The organism is Bacteroides sp. ET489, assembly GCF_030518095.1.
Classification (GTDB): Bacteria; Bacteroidota; Bacteroidia; order Bacteroidales; family Bacteroidaceae; genus Bacteroides; species Bacteroides ndongoniae.
The window spans coordinates 1-17,992 of sequence record NZ_JAULLJ010000015.1 but is presented as its reverse complement, the minus strand read 5'-3'; the positions used below and the strand labels follow the sequence as shown (position 1 = coordinate 17,992).

At 53.6% G+C, this 17,992-nt stretch carries 13 protein-coding genes; 12 read left to right on the top strand and 1 reads right to left on the bottom strand.

The window, feature by feature from the left end:
- Positions 1 to 63 precede the first annotated feature (63 nt).
- From Q3C19_RS09930 to Q3C19_RS09880, 11 genes are all read left to right on the top strand, one after another.
- Positions 64 to 288: a hypothetical protein gene (locus tag Q3C19_RS09930; protein WP_162493691.1), complete on the top strand. Its 225-nt coding sequence runs from the start codon at positions 64 to 66 to the stop codon at positions 286 to 288.
- Between the two features lie 65 nt (positions 289 to 353).
- On the top strand, positions 354 to 2,906 hold the full coding sequence (locus Q3C19_RS09925) for a glycosyl hydrolase 115 family protein (protein WP_302729037.1): 2,553 nt from the start codon (positions 354 to 356) through the stop codon (positions 2,904 to 2,906).
- A 244-nt stretch (positions 2,907 to 3,150) separates the two neighbouring features.
- Positions 3,151 to 5,166: a urocanate hydratase gene (locus tag Q3C19_RS09920; RefSeq protein ID WP_302729035.1), complete on the top strand. Its 2,016-nt coding sequence runs from the start codon at positions 3,151 to 3,153 to the stop codon at positions 5,164 to 5,166.
- A 117-nt stretch (positions 5,167 to 5,283) separates the two neighbouring features.
- Entirely contained in the window at positions 5,284 to 6,180 is an 897-nt protein-coding gene (gene ftcD / locus Q3C19_RS09915) for a glutamate formimidoyltransferase (RefSeq protein WP_302729033.1), read from the top strand.
- Between the two features lie 12 nt (positions 6,181 to 6,192).
- Positions 6,193 to 7,443 carry an imidazolonepropionase gene (hutI, locus tag Q3C19_RS09910; RefSeq protein WP_302729031.1) on the top strand — a complete coding sequence of 417 codons (1,251 nt, stop codon included), beginning with the start codon at positions 6,193 to 6,195 and terminating at the stop codon, positions 7,441 to 7,443.
- Positions 7,444 to 7,746: 303 nt separating this feature from the next.
- Entirely contained in the window at positions 7,747 to 8,376 is a 630-nt protein-coding gene (locus Q3C19_RS09905) for a cyclodeaminase/cyclohydrolase family protein (protein ID WP_071148652.1), read from the top strand.
- Positions 8,373 to 9,869, top strand: coding sequence for a histidine ammonia-lyase (gene hutH / locus Q3C19_RS09900; RefSeq protein ID WP_071148653.1), 1,497 nt, complete (start codon positions 8,373 to 8,375; stop codon positions 9,867 to 9,869). Before Q3C19_RS09905 ends, hutH begins: the two co-directional genes overlap by 4 nt.
- Positions 9,870 to 10,007: 138 nt before the next feature.
- Positions 10,008 to 10,649, top strand: coding sequence for a TetR/AcrR family transcriptional regulator (locus tag Q3C19_RS09895; RefSeq protein WP_277121119.1), 642 nt, complete (start codon positions 10,008 to 10,010; stop codon positions 10,647 to 10,649).
- Between the two features lie 46 nt (positions 10,650 to 10,695).
- Complete coding sequence (locus Q3C19_RS09890; protein WP_302729026.1) at positions 10,696 to 12,078, top strand: SGNH/GDSL hydrolase family protein; 1,383 nt, start codon at positions 10,696 to 10,698, stop codon at positions 12,076 to 12,078.
- Positions 12,026 to 12,994 (top strand): SGNH/GDSL hydrolase family protein, encoded by a 969-nt coding sequence (locus Q3C19_RS09885; RefSeq protein ID WP_302729024.1) that lies wholly within the window; start codon positions 12,026 to 12,028, stop codon positions 12,992 to 12,994. Before Q3C19_RS09890 ends, Q3C19_RS09885 begins: the two co-directional genes overlap by 53 nt.
- A 40-nt stretch (positions 12,995 to 13,034) precedes the next feature.
- Complete coding sequence (locus tag Q3C19_RS09880) at positions 13,035 to 14,525, top strand: MBOAT family protein (protein ID WP_302729111.1); 1,491 nt, start codon at positions 13,035 to 13,037, stop codon at positions 14,523 to 14,525.
- A gap of 10 nt (positions 14,526 to 14,535) precedes the next feature.
- Here the strand turns inward: Q3C19_RS09880 and Q3C19_RS09875 are convergent, their stop codons facing one another.
- Entirely contained in the window at positions 14,536 to 16,881 is a 2,346-nt protein-coding gene (locus tag Q3C19_RS09875) for a glycoside hydrolase family 20 protein (protein ID WP_302729022.1), read from the bottom strand.
- A 204-nt stretch (positions 16,882 to 17,085) separates the two neighbouring features.
- Here Q3C19_RS09875 and Q3C19_RS09870 point away from each other — a divergent pair, with 204 nt between their 5' ends.
- The gene (locus tag Q3C19_RS09870; RefSeq protein ID WP_071148659.1) at positions 17,086 to 17,778 is read left to right on the top strand and encodes an SGNH/GDSL hydrolase family protein; all 693 of its coding nucleotides are present in this window, start codon (positions 17,086 to 17,088) and stop codon (positions 17,776 to 17,778) included.
- Positions 17,779 to 17,992 lie beyond the last annotated feature (214 nt).

Below are 17,992 nucleotides of genomic sequence, written 5' to 3'. Positions count from 1 at the left end.
GCTGCACACTGGTTGCAGTCCGACTGCAAGCCTGTTTGCAGCGTTACTGCAAGCTTGTGTGCAGTGTTACTGCAAAGCCGTTTGCAGTGGCTCTGCAACCTGCGTGCAGTAGTTCTGCAACCTGTATGCAGCGATGCTGCAACCAGTGTGCAGTCGCTGTGCAGCCAGTGTGCAATGACTTTGTTGCCTGTCTTCTTTTCCGTCCGCACCAGCAGTCACGATGGCCGCCGTACGGGTTTGTTTTCCTCCGAATATCCTTTCTGTAGCCCCAAAAAGGCTGTGATGTAACGTAGCCGTAAGGTCTGTTTGCCCGAAAGATGTTATTTTTGTGGCATTATTAACTTAAAAATGTCATGAAATACATTTCTACCTTATTTCTGTTATTATGGATGTCGGTATTGTCTGTGCAGGCAGCCGACCAGTTTGTCACTTTTGCTCCGTCCGAAGGCGGCCTTACCCTTTACGCCGCTGGCAGTCCCGCACCCACTATCTGGTGCAGCGACGACGACCATAAGGGCGTACTGATGGCCGTGGAAAACCTGCAGGCCGATTTCGAAAAAGTAGTCGGGGTGAAACCCGGTAAAGTTACCGCCGCTGCTGCCGGCGTGAAGATCATTGTCGGTTCAGCCGATAAAAGTCCCCTCATCAAACAACTGATAAAAGCCAAGAAGCTGGACAAGAAACAGCTGGAAGGCGCCCGCGAGAAATACATCATCACCACCCTCCACGCACCCCTTGAGGGAATCGAAGGCGACGTGCTGCTCATTGCTGGCAGCGACAAGCGCGGTACCATCTACGGCATCTACGAGCTGTCGCGCCAGATGGGTGTATCGCCCTGGTACTGGTGGGCCGACGTGCCTGTACCGACCCGCGAGGCTGTCTGCGTCTGTCCCGGTGTCTATACCGACGGTGAGCCTGCGGTGACCTATCGTGGCATCTTCCTGAACGATGAGGCACCCTGCTTGACCGGATGGGTGAAGCACGCCTTCGGCACCAATTACGGCGGGCACGAATTCTACGGAAAGGTGTTCGAACTCATTCTCCGTCTGCGCGGCAACTTCCTGTGGCCTGCCATGTGGAGCTGGGCTTTCTATGCCGACGACCCCGAGAACGGCAAGTTGGCCGACGAGATGGGCGTCATCATCGGCACTTCGCACCACGAACCGATGGCACGCAACCATCAGGAGTGGGCACGCAAGCGCAAGGAGTACGGTGCCTGGAACTATTCGACCAATAAAGAAGTCATCGACCAATTCTTCCGCGAGGGCATCGAGCGCATGAAAGGTACCGAAGACGTGGTGACCATCGGTATGCGTGGCGATGGCGACGAAGCCATGAGCGAGGACACCAACGTGAAACTGCTCGAAGACATTGTCGACAACCAACGCCGCATCATCAAGGAAGTCACCGGCCGACCCGCCAAGGAGACACCGCAGGTATGGGCGCTCTACAAGGAAGTGCTCGACTATTACGATAAGGGTATGCGCGTGCCCGACGACGTCATCATGCTGCTTTGCGACGACAACTGGGGCAACGTACGCCGTCTGCCCAATGCCGAAGAACGCAAGCATCCCGGCGGCTTTGGCATGTACTACCACGTAGACTACGTAGGCGCTCCCCGTAATACGAAATGGCTGAACGTGACCCCCATCCAAGGCATGTGGGAACAGCTCCACCTGACTTATGAGTACGGTGTGGATAAACTCTGGGTGCTCAACGTGGGCGACCTCAAACCGATGGAATATCCCATCACCCTCTTCCTCGACATGGCCTGGAATCCGCTGGCCTATACTGCCGAGAACTTCATGCAGCATCCCCGCAACTTCTGTGCCCAGGCTTTCGGTGAAGAACAGGCCGACGAGGCTGCCCGCATCCTCAACCTCTACAGCAAGTACAACGGTCGTGTGACTGCCGAGATGCTCGATGCCCGCACCTACAACCTCGCTACGGGCGAATGGAAGCAGGTGGCCGACGACTATGCCCGCCTTGAGGCCGAAGCCTTCCGCCAGTACCTCACGCTGGCTCCTGCCTACCGCGACGCTTACAAGCAACTGATACTCTTCCCTGTGCAGGCCATGTCCAACCTCTACGAAATGTACTACGCCCAGGCCATGAACCACAAGCTCTATGCTGAAGGCAATCCAGAAGCGAATGCCTGGGCCGACAAGGTGGAGAAAGCCTTTGCACGCGATAAGGCCCTGAGCGACGACTACAACAACGTGATGTCCGGTGGCAAGTGGAAGAACATGATGATACAGAAACACATCGGATACACTTCGTGGAACGACAACTTCCCTGCCGACCGTCTGCCTAAAGTATTCCGCATCGCCGAGCCCGAGAAAGCCGTGGGCGGTTATGTCTTTACGGGTGCCGACGGTTATGTAGCCATGGAGGCTCCCCACTTCTTCGAGTGTCAGACCGCTGAAGGTACGTCGTGGAAAGTGATTCCCGACATGGGTCGCACGCTGGGCGGCGTCACGCTGATGCCCTATACTGTGCCTGTGGCCGGTTCGTCCCTCTCTTATAAGATGAAGTTGCCCGAAGAGGCCCGCAACCTGAAGCAGGTGAAGGTCATCGTCGTAGTGAAGTCCACTCTGGCCTTCCAGGACGTTGAGGGCCACAAATACACCGTCGGCTTCCGGGGCGGCAACGAAGAAACTGTCAACTTCAACCATAACCTGAACGAACTGCCCGAGAACGTCTACTCCGTATTCTATCCCACCGTGGCCCGCCGCGTGATTGAAAAGGAAGTAACGCTCACCCTTCCCGCTTCGTCCGACGGTACCTATACGCTCGACTTCAAGCCACTTCACCCCGCCGTGGTACTGGAGAAGATTGTAGTCGATCTCGGTGGCTACCGCAAGTCCTATTTGTACATGGACGAGTCGGAGTGTACGCGGAAGTAATTGTACCGATAATGTGTTCAGGCACGGATAGCACGAACAAGTGCGGAGTGTAGCTCTCCGTTCTGTCGTGTATCCGTGCCTGAATCATACTTGCAGGTTGGTTTTTATCTGCTTTTGACTTCTCTCCTTTCCTTTTGATAAATATTCACCCTCTTTCATTGGGTATTTCCGGATTAATTGCTATATTGCAACACGAATCAGTTGTAATGGACTGACACTTTGTAAATCCTTAACCTATCATATCATGGAAATAACCCTGAGCAAGACATTGCCTCCCTATCCCAGTTTTGTGGAGGGCATCCGGCGGGCGCCGGACCGTGGCTATACACTTACTCCCGCGCAGACGGCCACGGCATTGAAGAATGCGCTGCGCTATATCCCTAAAGAACTGCATGAGACCCTGGCTCCCGAGTTTCTGGAAGAGCTCCGTACCCGCGGACGCATCTATGGCTACCGCTATCGTCCGCAGGGCGACCTGAAGGCCAAGCCGATTGACGAATACAAGGGGAACTGCATCGAAGGGAAAGCCTTTCAGGTGATGATCGACAACAACCTTTGTTTCGACATTGCCCTCTATCCTTACGAACTGGTTACCTATGGCGAGACGGGCCAGGTGTGTCAGAACTGGATGCAGTACCGGCTCATCAAGCAATACCTGGAGGTGCTGACGCAGGATCAGACGCTCGTTATCGAGAGCGGACATCCGCTGGGGCTGTTCAAATCGAAACCCGAAGCGCCCCGCGTCATTATTACCAATGCCCTGATGGTAGGGCTGTACGACAATCAGCAAGACTGGCATACCGCCATGCAGATGGGCGTGGCCAACTACGGTCAGATGACGGCCGGCGGCTGGATGTACATCGGTCCGCAGGGCATCGTACACGGCACGTTCAACACCCTGCTCAATGCCGGACGCCTGAAACTGGGCATCCCGCAGGACGGCAATCTGGCAGGCCGCCTCTTCGTCTCTTCGGGACTTGGCGGCATGAGCGGCGCACAGCCCAAGGCCGCCGAAATGGCCGGAGCGGCAGCCATCATAGCCGAGGTGGACGCTTCGCGCATTGAGACGCGCCACCGACAGGGTTGGGTAGGGCATGTCACTTCCTCCCTCCCCGAAGCATTTGCCTTGGCCGATGAGGCCATGCAGCAGAAACAAGCCGTTTCCATTGCCTACCACGGCAATGTTGTGGACTTGCTGGAGTATGCCGCCGACCACAACATCCGCATCGACCTCCTGTCCGACCAAACCTCTTGCCATGCCGCTTACGATGGCGGCTACTGCCCCGCAGGCATCACCTTTGCCGAACGCACCGAGTTACTTCATAAAGATCCGGCCGCATTCCGCCGCCTGGTAGACGCTTCGCTGAAGCGACACTTCGAGGTTGTCCGAACGTTGGTGGACCGCGGCACGTATTTCTTCGACTACGGCAACTCCTTCATGAAGGCTGTTTTCGACGCAGGCGTCACCGAGATAGCCCGCGGCGGAGACGACAAGAACGGCTTCATCTTCCCCAGTTACGTAGAGGACATCATGGGCCCCGAACTGTTCGATTACGGTTACGGTCCTTTCCGCTGGGTATGTCTGAGCGGCAAGCACGAGGACCTGATCAAGACCGACCGTGCCGCCATGGAGTGCATCGACCCCACCCGCCGCGGACAGGACAGGGACAACTATAACTGGATTCGCGATGCCGAGAAGAACAACCTCGTAGTGGGCACCCAGGCCCGCATCCTCTACCAGGATGCAGAGGGACGCATGAAGATAGCACTGCGGTTCAACGAGATGGTGCGCCGTGGCGAGGTAGGTCCCATCATGCTGGGGCGCGACCACCACGACGTCAGTGGCACCGACTCGCCCTTCCGTGAGACAGCCAACATCAAGGATGGCAGTAACGTCATGGCCGACATGGCCGTACAGTGCTTTGCCGGCAACTGTGCCCGCGGCATGAGCCTCGTAGCCCTGCACAACGGTGGTGGCGTAGGCATCGGCAAAGCCATCAACGGTGGTTTCGGCATGGTGTGCGACGGCAGTGAGCGGGTAGACCAGATTCTGCGCTCGGCCATGCTGTGGGACGTGATGGGCGGTGTAGCCCGCCGTTCGTGGGCCCGCAATCCGCACGCCATGGAGACCAGCGAGACCTTCAACCGCACCCATGAAGACGGCTATCACATCACGATGCCCTATTTGGCGGATGAGGAGCTGATAAATAGTTTGGCAGGTCTCACCCCTGGCCCCTCTCCCAAGGAGAGGGGAGAATAAACGCTTCTTTACCTGAATAGAAATATTAATCACTTTTCCCTTTTCCGCTCTTTCCTTTTCCCCCTCTCCTTGGGAGAGGGGCGGGGATGAGGACGGAAAGGCTTATATCTAATGTATATGAACAGAATTATGGAATGCGTCCCCAACTTCAGCGAAGGACGCGACTTGCAGAAGATTGACCAGATTGTAGCTCCGTTCCGTGCACGTGCCGGTGTGAAACTGCTTGACTATAGCAACGACGAAGACCACAACCGCCTGGTAGTGACCGTAGTGGGCGAACCCGAACCCTTGCGCGAGGCAGTCATCGAAGCCATCGGCGTGGCAGTAGAACTGATCGACCTGAACCACCACCAGGGACAACACCCGCGTATGGGTGCCGTCGATGTGGTGCCTTTTATCCCTATTAAGGGCGTGACGATGGAAGAGGCCATTGCACTGTCGCGCGAAGTTGGCGAGGAAGTGGCCCGTCGCTACCAGCTGCCCGTTTTCCTGTACGAGAAGTCGGCCACGGCTCCCCATCGCGAGAACCTGGCGGCCATCCGTAAAGGCGAGTTCGAAGGCATGGCCGAGAAGATACACCAGCCCGAATGGCATCCCGACTACGGTCCGACCGAGCGTCACCCCACCGCTGGTACTGTGGCCATCGGAGCACGCATGCCGCTGGTGGCCTACAACATCAACCTTTCCACACCCAGCCTGGAGATTGCCCACGACATTGCCAAGAAGATACGTTTCATTGGCGGCGGCCTGCGCTACTGCAAGGCGATGGGCGTAGAGCTGAAGGACCGCGGCATCACGCAGGTGTCCATCAACATGACCGACTATACCCGCACTGCCCTCTACCGTGCCTTCGAGTTGGTACGTATCGAAGCACGTCGTTACGGCGTGAGCATCGTGGGTAGTGAGATCATTGGCTTGGTGCCGATGGAAGCCCTGATTGATACCGCCTCCTACTACTTGGGATTGGAGAATTTCTCGATGCAGCAGGTACTGGAAGCACGCATTATGGAGTAAAGACAAGGAGTTATGAGCGAAAACCTGATTATATTCGATGCCCGTGTAGTGACCCCAATGGGATTTGCCGCCCGCAAGGGAGCAGAGATGGGCGAGTTGCTGGTGATGGACCACGCCACCATCGAGGTGACCGACGGCGTCATCACCTATGTGGGTCCCAACCGCGGCGAGAACCGCGACGGGTACTATCAGCACTACTGGCACTACAACGCCCGCGGCCGTTGCGTGCTGCCCGGCTTTGTCGATTCGCACACGCACTTCGTCTTCGGAGGCGAGCGGGCCGACGAGTTCTCGTGGCGGCTGAAAGGCGAAAGCTACATGAGCATCATGGAGCGGGGCGGCGGCATTGTCAGCACCGTGAAGGCCACGCGAGCCTCCAACTTCATACGTCTGCGCGCCAAGGCCGAAGGTTTCCTGAAGCAGATGAACGCCATGGGCGTGACAACCGTGGAGGGCAAGAGCGGCTATGGACTGGACAAAGAGACGGAACTGATGCAGCTTCGCATCATGCGCAGCCTGAATGGCGACGAGCACCGCCGGGTGGACATCGTGCCCACCTTTCTGGGTGCTCACGCCGTGCCGCAGGAGTATGCCGGACGCACCGACGACTACATCGACTTCCTCATTCGCGAGGTGATGCCCTGTGTGGCCGAGGCCGGGCTGGCCGAGTTCTGCGACGTCTTCTGTGAGCAGGGGGTATTCTCCATCGAACAGTCGCGCCGACTGCTGCTCGCCGCCCGCGGGATGGGCTTCAACCTGAAGCTGCATGCCGACGAGATAGTGCCCTTGGGCGGTGCCGGATTAGCAGCGGAACTGTCTGCCACGTCGGCCGACCACCTGCTGCATGCCTCCGATGCCGACATTCGCGCCATGGCCGAGAAGGGAGTTGTCGCCACGCTGCTCCCCCTGACTGCCTTTGCACTGAAGGAACCCTACGCCCGCGGCCGTGCCATGATAGATGCCGGCTGTGCCGTGGCCTTAGCCACCGACCTGAACCCCGGCAGCTGCTTCTCGGGTTCCATCCCGCTGACGTTTGCCTTAGGCTGCATCTATATGCAGATGAGCATCGAAGAAGCCATCACGGCCCTCACCCTGAACGGTGCCGCCGCGCTGAACCGTGCCGGTTCGATAGGCAGCATCGAAGTGGGCAAGAAGGGCGACTTGGTGGTGCTGAACACCGACAATTACCATTTCCTGCCCTATTACATCGGCATGAACTGCGTGATTGCGACCATCAAGGAAGGAGTGATTTATCCCTCCTGACCTGCCTCATAAAGCAATGTGTCCGGCTGTGACCGAAGGTAAGAACCGGTAGCTTTTCCTGACAGTCTTGTGCCCTTTCCACCTCGCTATACGACCGAGGGGGCCTAAGTATAGGACTGAGGGTACCTAAGTATAGGACTGAGACCCCCTCTCTATACGACTGAGAGGGTCTAAATATAGAGCTCTGATAGTCAGTGGTTTACAGAAAGGCTTGCTGATGGTTATAAAAAGTTACATTTACCCGTCGGTCCCGCCATTCGGACACCCGAAAAAACAGAAGTAAAACCTTAAAATCAGAATATCATGTTAGTCGATTTAACCGTAAAAGAGTTTTTGAATAAAGTAGCCGGCAACGCCCCCGTGCCCGGCGGCGGCAGTGTGGCTGCCTTGTGTGGTGCCATCGCCTCGTCCTTAGCCGCCATGGTGGCCAACCTGACCCTCGGCAAGAAGAACTACGAAGCCTGCCAGGAGCAGATGCAGCACATCGCCGCGCTGGCAGCGGAACGGAAGGACGTTTTCGTGGCCGACATCGACCGCGACTCCGAAGCCTACGACCGCGTATTTGCCTGCTTCAAGATGCCCAAGGCCACCGATGAGGAGAAGAGTGCCCGCAGCGCCGCCATCCAGGAGGCCACGAAGCACGCCGCTCTGGTACCGATGCAGGTGGCGCGCAACGCTTACGAGCTGATGAGCGTCATCGTGGAAGTGGCCCGCCACGGCAACCGCAACGCCGTGACCGACGCCTGCGTGGCTATGATGACCGCCCGCAGTGCCGTGCTGGGCGCACTGATGAACGTGCGCATCAACTTAGGCTCGCTGAAGGACAAGGAGTTTGCCCTGAGCTTGCAGGACGAGGCCGACGAACTGGAACGCCAGGCCCTGCTGAAAGAGAAAGCATTGTTGGACGAAATAAACCGGGAGCTGCGAGTATGAACAACGTGTATTATGTAGGGTCGGGCGACCTGACCTTCGAACTGATCGAGCGAATCATCAACGAAAACCTGAAACTGGAACTGGCTCCGGAAGCCAAGCTGCGCATCCAGCGCTGCCGCGACTATCTGGACCGGAAGATTGCCGAATCCGACGTACCCCTGTACGGCATCACCACCGGCTTCGGCTCGCTGTGCAACAAGAACATCTCGCCCGACGAACTGGGCACCCTGCAGGAAAACCTCATCAAGAGCCATGCCTGCAGCGTGGGCGAGGAGATAAGGCCCGTTATCGTGAAACTGATGATGCTGCTCAAGGCACATGCCCTGTCGTTGGGGCACAGCGGCGTGCAGGTCATCACCGTGCAGCGCATCCTCGACTTCTTCAACAACGACGTCATGCCCATCGTCTATGACCGCGGATCCTTGGGCGCTTCGGGCGACCTGGCACCGCTGGCCAACCTCTTCCTGCCCCTCATCGGCGTGGGCGACGTCTATTACAAAGGCAAGAAACGCGAAGCCATCAGCGTGCTCGACGAGTTCGGCTGGGAGCCCGTCCACCTGATGAGCAAGGAAGGACTGGCGCTGCTCAACGGCACCCAGTTCATGAGCGCCAACGGTGTGTTCGCCATCCTCAAGGCCCGGCGCCTCAGCAAGAAGGCCGACCTCATCGCCGCCCTGTCGCTCGAAGCCTTCGACGGGCGCATCGACCCCTTCATGGACTGCATCCAGCAGATACGCCCTCATCAGGGACAGATAGAGACAGGCGCAGCCTTCCGCACGCTGTTGGAGGGCAGCGAGCTCATCGCCCGGCCCAAACAGCATGTGCAAGACCCTTATTCGTTCCGTTGCATTCCGCAGGTGCACGGCGCCACCAAGGACGCCATCCGCTACGTGTCGTCGGTGTTGCTCACCGAAATCAACTCGGTGACGGACAACCCCACCATCTTCCCCGACGAGGACTGCATCATCTCCGGCGGTAACTTCCACGGTCAGCCGCTGGCCATCTCGTACGATTTCCTGGGTATCGCCCTGGCCGAGTTAGGCAACATCTCCGAGCGACGCATTGCCCAGCTCATCATGGGCCTGCGCGGGTTGCCCGAGTTCCTTGTGGCCAATCCGGGGCTGAACTCCGGCTTCATGATACCGCAGTATGCAGCCGCCTCGATGGTCAGCCAGAACAAGATGTACTGCTACGCCGCCAGCAGCGACTCCATCGTGTCGAGCAACGGGCAGGAGGATCACGTCAGCATGGGTGCCAATGCCGCCACCAAGCTCTTCCGCATCATGGACAATCTGGAGCACATCCTCAGCATCGAGCTGATGAACGCTGCGCAGGGTATTGAGTTCCGCCGTCCGCTCAAGACGTCGCCCCTGCTGGAACGCTTCCTGCACGAGTACCGCAAGGAAGTGCCTTTTGTGAAAGACGACATCGTGATGTACAAGGAAATTCACAAGACCGTTGCTTTCCTGAACCGGACAAAGTTTGATTATTGAATTATATAATATTTATTAATCTTTCTACGATAGGAAGAAAACTCACTTTTTTTATTGAGTTTTCTTCCTATCTTTGTCTCGTTTTATATTCAACAGGAAATCCATAGTAACGAGTTTATACAGAGAGAGATTAGCGATATGGAAGAAAATGTGAAGAATTCTGCCTTGCGGGCTGAACTGAGAGAACGTATCATTGATACAGCAGTCGAGGCATTCACAAAACATGGCATCAAGAGTATCACCATGGACGAGATTGCCGCCTCACTGGGCATCTCGAAACGTACCCTCTACGAGGTGTTCTCCGATAAGGAGACGCTGCTGGAAGCGTGTGTGCTGCGCAGGCAGGAAAAGGAGGAACAGTATCTGAAGGAAATACTTGCCGTAGCCAGCAACGTACTGGAGGTGATATTGAAACTTTTCCAGTACAGCATCGAGCAGTTTCATGCCACCAATAAGAAATTTTTTGAGGAAATAAAGAAATATCCGCGGGTGTCGGAAATGATGATGCGCCGTCACGACCGCAACTCGGAGGCGGCTATCCAGTTCTTCAAGGAAGGCGTTTCGCAGGGTATTTTCCGTGACGATGTCAATTTTGAGATCATGGGTCTGCTTGTGCGCGAACAGCTGGACCTGTTGATGAATACGGACATTTGTCAGAAGTATTCTTTCCTGTCTGTTTACGAATCGATTATGTTTACTTACCTGCGGGGCATCTCTACCGAAAGGGGCGCGCAGGAATTGGAAAACTTTATCCGTGAATATCGTAGAAACAAGCGATAACGTTTCCTGCATTTTTCGTACTTTTGCCCTCCTCTAAAAAGTAAGTATGAAAAAGAGTGTTTTGCGATATACGGGCATTTGGATTTTTCTTGTATTAGGCGGGTTGCTGCTGATGCACCTGCTGCCCGGGCTGACGATTGGTGGGCATAAGCTGAGGCGGGTCGATCTGCTGAGCGATGTGCGTCCGCCTGCTGCTCCGGTCGAAGAACCGGATACGCTGTTGCCGCCACCGCCCAAGGTGAAGCCGGCCTTTGTCGATACGTGCCGTACGGGCATGACCTGCATCGAAGACTATAGCGATTCTGCCATGCGTGGCATGACACCTTTCTACCGGGCACTGGACGAATTGTTGTCCCGTTCGCGCCGGATGGTCCGCATAGCCTATTTCGGCGATTCCTTTATCGAAGGCGATATCCTGACTGCCGATCTGCGCGAGATGCTTCAGCAGAAATACGGTGGCCGTGGAGTCGGTTTTGTGCCTATTACTTCCAACGTCAGTGGTTTCCGCCCTACCGTGCGTCATACCTTTGGCGGTTGGGAAAGCCATTCGGCTATGGACTCGGTGGCTTTCGACAAGAGTCGGCAGGGTGTTTCCGGTCATTACTTCATTCCCGGACCCGGTGCCTATGTCGAACTGAAGGGACAGAACAAGTATGCCTCTCTGCTGGATACCTGCCGGCGCGTCTCCATTCTATTCTATAACAAGGGCGAGGTTACCATTACGGCACGTGTCAACCGCAACGAACCCGTTTCTGAAACATTCCAGCCTACCGGCAGTCTGCAGGCAATGACCGTAGAAGGCCGTATCGGGTCTGTCCGCTGGACAGTGGAACGGGCCGACTCTACGCTGTTCTATGGAGCAACGATGGATGGTGACGCTGGCATAGCGGTAGACAATTTTTCGCTGCGTGGCACGTCGGGGCTCTCTCTGCGCTCCATACCGATGCATACGCTGCGCGAATTTGGTCGCGAACGTCCTTACGACCTCATCGTTCTTCAGTACGGACTGAATGTGGCTACCGAGCTTGGCAGGAACTACGATAAATACATTGCCGGTATGCATACCGCACTGGAGCATCTGAAGGAAGCCTTTCCGCAGGCCGGCATCCTGATTGTGGGCGTAGGCGACCGTGACTACAAGACCGAAGAAGGCGAGTTGCGAACCATGCCGGGAGTGAAGAACCTGATGCGTTATCAGCAGAATCTGGCAGCCGATGCCGGTGTGGCATTCTGGAATCTGTTCGAGGCCATGGGCGGCGATTGCAGCATGGTACGGCTGGTGGAGGCGAAACCTGCGATGGCCAATTACGACTATACCCACATCAATTTCCGCGGTGGAAAACACCTGGCGCAACTGCTTTACGAAGCACTGGTTTATGGAAAGGAACAGTATGACAGGAGGCGTACTTATGAAGAAATGGAACCTTGACAAGGTGTCGGCAGGATGGCGACATGTGCTGTGCTGCCTGGTGTGGATGCTGATGGCTGCGCAGGCCGTGCAGGCACAGGATGCGGTTCCGCTTTGCCCCATGCCGGACAAGGTGACGGCAGGTTCCGATACGTTGCCGGTCTGCTCCATGCGTACCGATACCATTGCTGTGCTGCGGCTGACGTATCCGGCTGCTTTCCGGCAGTTGGCCGACAACGTGCTGACCGACAGTCTGGGCATCCTCAAGCCGTTTTGGGAGCAGTTGAGGCTGCGCCACATTGGCGTCGTTACCGACACGTTGCGCATCGTCCATGTAGGCGACAGCCATATTCGTGGGCATATCTTCCCCCGCAGGGTAGGCGAAGCGATGCAACGCGATTTTGGCACAATCAGTTATACCGACGTTGGCATTAACGGTGCATTCTGTATCACCTTTACCCGTCCCGACCGTGTAGACAAAATAGCCGACTTGCATCCTGATTTGTTGATACTGTCGTTTGGTACCAACGAGAGCCATAACCGCCGATATAACTCCATGACCCACTACAAACAGATGGACGACCTGGTGCGCATGCTGCGCGAACGTTTGCCGGAGGTACCTATGCTGATGACGACCCCTCCCGGTTCGTACGAAAGTTTCCGCCAAAGCCGGCGTCGTCGTACCTATAAAATCAATCCCCGTACGGATAGGACCGTGCAGACCATCCGCCGCTATGCCGACGACAACGGTCTGGCTGTCTGGGACCTGTATAATATAGCAGGAGGTGTCAGACGGGCCTGCCTGAACTGGCAGGAAGCTGGCCTGATGCGTCCCGACCATGTACACTATTTGCCCGAGGGCTATCGTTTGCAGGGCGAAATGCTGTATCAGGCTCTGCTGAAGGCTTACAACGATTATTGCCTGGGGATAAGATAAGATTTAACGAAACTCTAAATTCAGTTGTTCTATGGATGATTTGTTTACCTGGCTCCATATCGATCCGACGCGTTTGCGCGATGTCTTTTTGTACGATCCGCACTCGCCGATGATTTTCAGCAGTGGCATTTTTCTCTGGCTGTTTGCAGCCTTTATCGTAGTCTATCTGCTGTTGCAGCGCCGTACGACGGCCCGGCTGATGTTTGTCACGTTGTTCTCGTATTATTTCTATTATAAAAGCAGCGGTACTTATTTCTTTTTGCTGGCCGTTGTCACCGTAAGCGACTTCTTGCTTGCTCTGCTGATGGAGCATACGGTGACCCGCTGGAAACGTAAGTTGTGGGTGGTCGTCAGTCTCTGTGTCAACCTGGGCTTGCTGTGCTATTTCAAATATACGAATTTCCTGCTCGAATGCTGGGCGTCGCTGACGGGCGGTAGCTTCTCCATGCTGGACATTTTCCTGCCTGTGGGCATTTCGTTTTTCACCTTCCAGTCGTTGAGCTATACCATCGATGTGTATCGGCGCGAGATAAAGCCACTCACCAATTTGCTCGATTATGCATTCTATGTATCCTTCTTCCCGCAACTGGTGGCGGGTCCCATTGTGCGTGCTCGCGACTTTATCCCGCAGATCCGCCGTCCGTTGTTTGTTTCCGACGAGATGTTCGGGCACGGCATTTTTCTGATAATGAGCGGCTTGTTTAAGAAGGCCGTGATATCCGATTATATCAGCGTGAACTTTGTAGAGCGCATCTTCGATAATCCTACGCTCTATTCGGGAGTAGAGAACCTGATGGGAGTATATGGCTATGCGTTGCAAATCTATTGCGATTTTTCGGGCTATAGCGATATGGCGATAGGAATAGCCTTGTTGCTTGGCTTCCATTTCAATATCAACTTTGATTCGCCCTATAAATCAGCGTCTGTCACTGAGTTCTGGCGCCGTTGGCACATCTCGCTGTCCAGCTGGCTGCGCGACTATCTGTACATCTCGCTTGGAGGCAACCGGAAGGGGAAAGTGCGGCAGTATGTCAATCTGATTATTACCATGTTTCTGGGTGGGCTGTGGCATGGTGCTTCCTGGAACTTTGTGTTGTGGGGTGTGCTTCACGGTGTGGCCTTGGCAGTGCATAAGTTTTGGATGTCGCTGACGGGGCGCAAGAAGGGCGAGCAGAGTCATGGCATCCGGCGTTTCTTCGGAGTAGTCGTAACTTTCCACTTCGTATGTTTCTGCTGGATCTTCTTCCGCAACGCCGACTTCGCTACGTCGGTCGATATGCTTCGGCAGATTTTTACCGTGTTCCGTCCGCAACTGTTGCCGCAATTGCTGGCCGGTTATTGGGAAGTGTTTGCCCTGATGGGGCTGGGATATATGCTTCACTTCCTGCCCGACAGTTGGGAACGTGCCTGTACAAAAACAGTAATCCGCCTCCCCCTGCTGGGAAAGGCGGTACTGATGATTGCACTGATTTATCTGGTTATTCAGATGAAGAGTTCGGACATCCAGCCCTTCATTTATTTCCAGTTCTGATCTGTCGGTATCAGTTTATCTCTATTTCGTCGAGGAAGAGGAAGGCTGGTTTGCCAGCTCCGTTGTGTCCTTCGGGCAATACGGCTGTTTTCAAGGTAAGTTGTACATAACGTGTCTGTACGGGGTCGAAGTCGATGCTATAGTCTTCGATGCCTCTTGTTCCGGGAGCTGTCTTTACGGGAAATGCTTTGGTGGCTATTTCGCGATAGGACTGCCCGTCGTCGGAGATAGCTATGCGCATTTCTTTGCATCCCATAATCCAGTCGCCCAAAGATACGAACCCATGAGTAGCGACACTTTTGATTTCGTTTCCGCTTTTGCCCAGGTCGATTACTGCTGTTATGTCGCCACCGATGAAACCGAGCCAGTCGCCCGAAGCGAAGTTGTCACTTCCCCGTTGTCCGTCTACCAGCATGGGTGCTCCAGCATACGTATACTTCGGCGATGGCTGTATACCAGTCAGTTGGATAGGGCAGAAAGTGGCTTTGTTGAAGAAGAAGTCGCGTTTCAGTACCCTGCTATTGCTGCCGTCCGGGCGGATGGCTATGGCTTGCAGTTGGGTTGTCTTGTCGATGGTGATGCCGGTATTGTCGTATTGCTGCGACTTCTCACTGGGTTGGCTGCCGTCGAGGGTATAATAAATAGGTGCATTATCGACGGTACTTAAGGTGATTTGTGCTGTTCTTTCCGATGAGCTTCCGGCTTGAGGAGTCGATATTTCGGCTTGGATATCGAATATATGTTTGGCATAGTTCAATCCGTCTCTTTGGTACAGATGAACAAGAGAAACCAGACGTTTTACGAAGTCTTTATAATCTTTTTTCTCGGGTTGCGTCCATTGTACTTCGGCAAGGGCTGCCATGCGGGGAAGTACCATATATTCTACTTGTTCGGGTGACAGTATGTATTCGGTCCACAAGTTGGCTTGTGCTCCCAGAATGTGCTTCTTCTGTTCATCGTTAAGCCCCTCAGTAGGCTCTAGACTGTATACTTTTTCTACCGGTACATAACCTCCGATGGCATCGTAAGGCTCATTGGCCTTATCTGTACTCTGGAAGTAGTCGAAGTAGCAATGGGTGTTCGGCGTCATGATGACGTCGTGTCCCATCTGGGCCGCCTTGATACCTCCTGCACTGCCTCTCCACGACATAACGGTGGCATTGGGAGCTACATCGCCTTCCAGGATTTCGTCCCATCCGATGATCTGTCTTCCTTTCTCATTCAGGAATTTCTCGATGTGTGCCATGCAATAGCTTTGTAAACGGTCTTCGGCGCTGTGCTCTTTGTCGGCTTTCAGTTCTTTGGCACGGATGAGGGCCTGACATTTAGGACACTTTGCCCAGCGGGTACGTGGTGCTTCGTCACCACCGATGTGGATATATTTCGAGGGGAAAATATCGATGATTTCTGTCATTACATCTTCCAAGAAGTGTAAAGTCTTTTCGTTTCCGATGCAAAGCACGTCTTCGAATACGCCCCAGCGGGGACAGACTTCATACGGACCTCCGGTACAGCCTAACTCCGGATAGGATGCAAGGGCGGCCAGCATGTGTCCGGGCAGGTCTATTTCGGGGATAATGGTGATGTAGCGCTCTTGCGCGTAACGTACGATTTCGCGTGCTTCATCCTGAGTGTAGAAACCTCCGTAGGGCGTGTTGTCGTATTGGTCGGTATTGTGTCCGATGACGGTACGGTTTCGTGTAGAGCCAATTTCGGTCAGTTTCGGATATTTCTTGATTTCGATTCGCCAGCCCTGGTCTTCGGTGAGGTGCCAGTGCAGAGTATTCATGTTATGCAGAGCCAGCAGGTCGATATACTCTTTGATAAATTCAACGGGGAAGAAGTGTCTTCCTACATCCAGCATCATACCACGATAAGCAAAACGGGGGGCATCGTTAATTTCGCCTGCGGGCAATAGGAGGGTAGCTCCTTGAGCTACGGCTGGGATAGATTTGCGTAATGTCTGTATGCCGTAGAATACACCGTTTTCGGTCTGTCCTTCAATGCGGATGCCTTCTGCCGAAGTACTTAACTTGTATCCCTCGGGATTGGTTATTTCGCTGTTGAGGCCTAAAGTGATACATCCTGTTGCACTTTCTCCTTCCTTTATGGCTTTAGTCTGGAGGGTATAACCGGTCGATTGAGCAATGTATTCAGCCAAAAATTCTGCATTGCGTTTCAGTAACGGGTTATTCTCCGGATAGGCTATTATTGTGCTTCGTGTCAGCTTGAACGGAGAGTCTTGTGTAAGGTTAACCTCTTGCGGGAGGGGAACCACGGAGTAGGAGGCTTGTTGCTCATTCGAAGAACAAGCGGCAAAAGCAAGTGCTACAATTGGTAAAAGATACTTTTTCATATGGTTAATTATTTAAGGATTAGGTTGCAAAGTTATTAAAATCCACGGATTTTTATATTTGTTTTCTTAAAATCTTATAAGGCATAATGCTCTGCATCTGTTTTACTTTATATTTATTATTTTTGTATGCCGGAAACCTCAGTAATCAGGCTTAAACTGGGCAGTTTCCTTGATTAAGTGTTATATATTTTAGTTTGATTTAATATGAAAAGAAATTTTTGTTTGTTATCTGTTCTTTTGCTTTCTTTATGCTTGTATACCAATGCTTTTGCACAAAAGAAAGTTTCTATTTTAGGTGACTCTTATTCTACGTACGGAGGTTATGTTTCTCCGTCTGTTAATATCTGCTGGTACGATGCTGAAGTAGGAGGTAAGAATGCTCAAAACGATGTACGGCATGTGGAAGAGACCTGGTGGTATCGGCTGATAAAGGAAAACGGCTATCAGTTGGAGCGTAATAATTCATTTTCGGGAGCTACCGTCTGTTGTACCGGTTATGATAAGAACGACTATTCTGATCGGGCTTTTATCACCCGTATGTATAATCTGGGACGTCCCGATGTGATTTTTATATTTGGTGGGACAAATGATAGTTGGGCAGGTGCCCCGATTGGAGAATATCAATATTCCGATTGGAGCAAAGAAGATTTGTATCAGTTCCGTCCGGCTTTTTGCTTTTTGCTCGATTCCCTGATCAAGTTGTATCCGGAGGCAACCATTTATAATATTACCAATTCGGAATTGTCAGCTGAAGTAACATCTTCAATGGCAGAGATATGCCGTCATTACAATGTGCAGAACATCCTTTTGCATGATGTGGAAAAACAATCTGGTCATCCTTCTGTAGCTGGTATGAAGAGTATCTGTGAACAAGTGGCGAGTGTTGCATGCAAGTAGTAGCTTTGTCTTTTAAGATAAAGAAGACTTTTTTGATGAAGGGGCAATCTTTAATATGACTTTTTGCCCCTTTATCTTTCTTTTCTGAATTCCTATTCTTTCTTCCTCCAAATCTTTCTCTTTTCCTCTCCTAATCCTTTCCTTTTACCCATTTAGTTTCTATCTTTCCCCCTTTTTGCTTCTTTTTCCCCTCTCGCGCGCACATGTGAATACA

What these genes read in the sequence shown, in the direction of transcription:
- Q3C19_RS09925 (WP_302729037.1), top strand. Translation starts at nt 354, where the DNA reads ATGAAATACATTTCTACCTTATTTCTGTTATTATGGATGTCGGTATTG.
- Q3C19_RS09920 (WP_302729035.1), top strand. Translation starts at nt 3,151, where the DNA reads ATGGAAATAACCCTGAGCAAGACATTGCCTCCCTATCCCAGTTTTGTG.
- ftcD (WP_302729033.1), top strand. Translation starts at nt 5,284, where the DNA reads ATGAACAGAATTATGGAATGCGTCCCCAACTTCAGCGAAGGACGCGAC.
- hutI (WP_302729031.1), top strand. Translation starts at nt 6,193, where the DNA reads ATGAGCGAAAACCTGATTATATTCGATGCCCGTGTAGTGACCCCAATG.
- Q3C19_RS09905 (WP_071148652.1), top strand. Translation starts at nt 7,747, where the DNA reads ATGTTAGTCGATTTAACCGTAAAAGAGTTTTTGAATAAAGTAGCCGGC.
- hutH (WP_071148653.1), top strand. Translation starts at nt 8,373, where the DNA reads ATGAACAACGTGTATTATGTAGGGTCGGGCGACCTGACCTTCGAACTG.
- Q3C19_RS09895 (WP_277121119.1), top strand. Translation starts at nt 10,008, where the DNA reads ATGGAAGAAAATGTGAAGAATTCTGCCTTGCGGGCTGAACTGAGAGAA.
- Q3C19_RS09890 (WP_302729026.1), top strand. Translation starts at nt 10,696, where the DNA reads ATGAAAAAGAGTGTTTTGCGATATACGGGCATTTGGATTTTTCTTGTA.
- Q3C19_RS09885 (WP_302729024.1), top strand. Translation starts at nt 12,026, where the DNA reads ATGGAAAGGAACAGTATGACAGGAGGCGTACTTATGAAGAAATGGAAC.
- Q3C19_RS09875 (WP_302729022.1), bottom strand. Translation starts at nt 16,881, where the DNA reads ATGAAAAAGTATCTTTTACCAATTGTAGCACTTGCTTTTGCCGCTTGT.
- Q3C19_RS09870 (WP_071148659.1), top strand. Translation starts at nt 17,086, where the DNA reads ATGAAAAGAAATTTTTGTTTGTTATCTGTTCTTTTGCTTTCTTTATGC.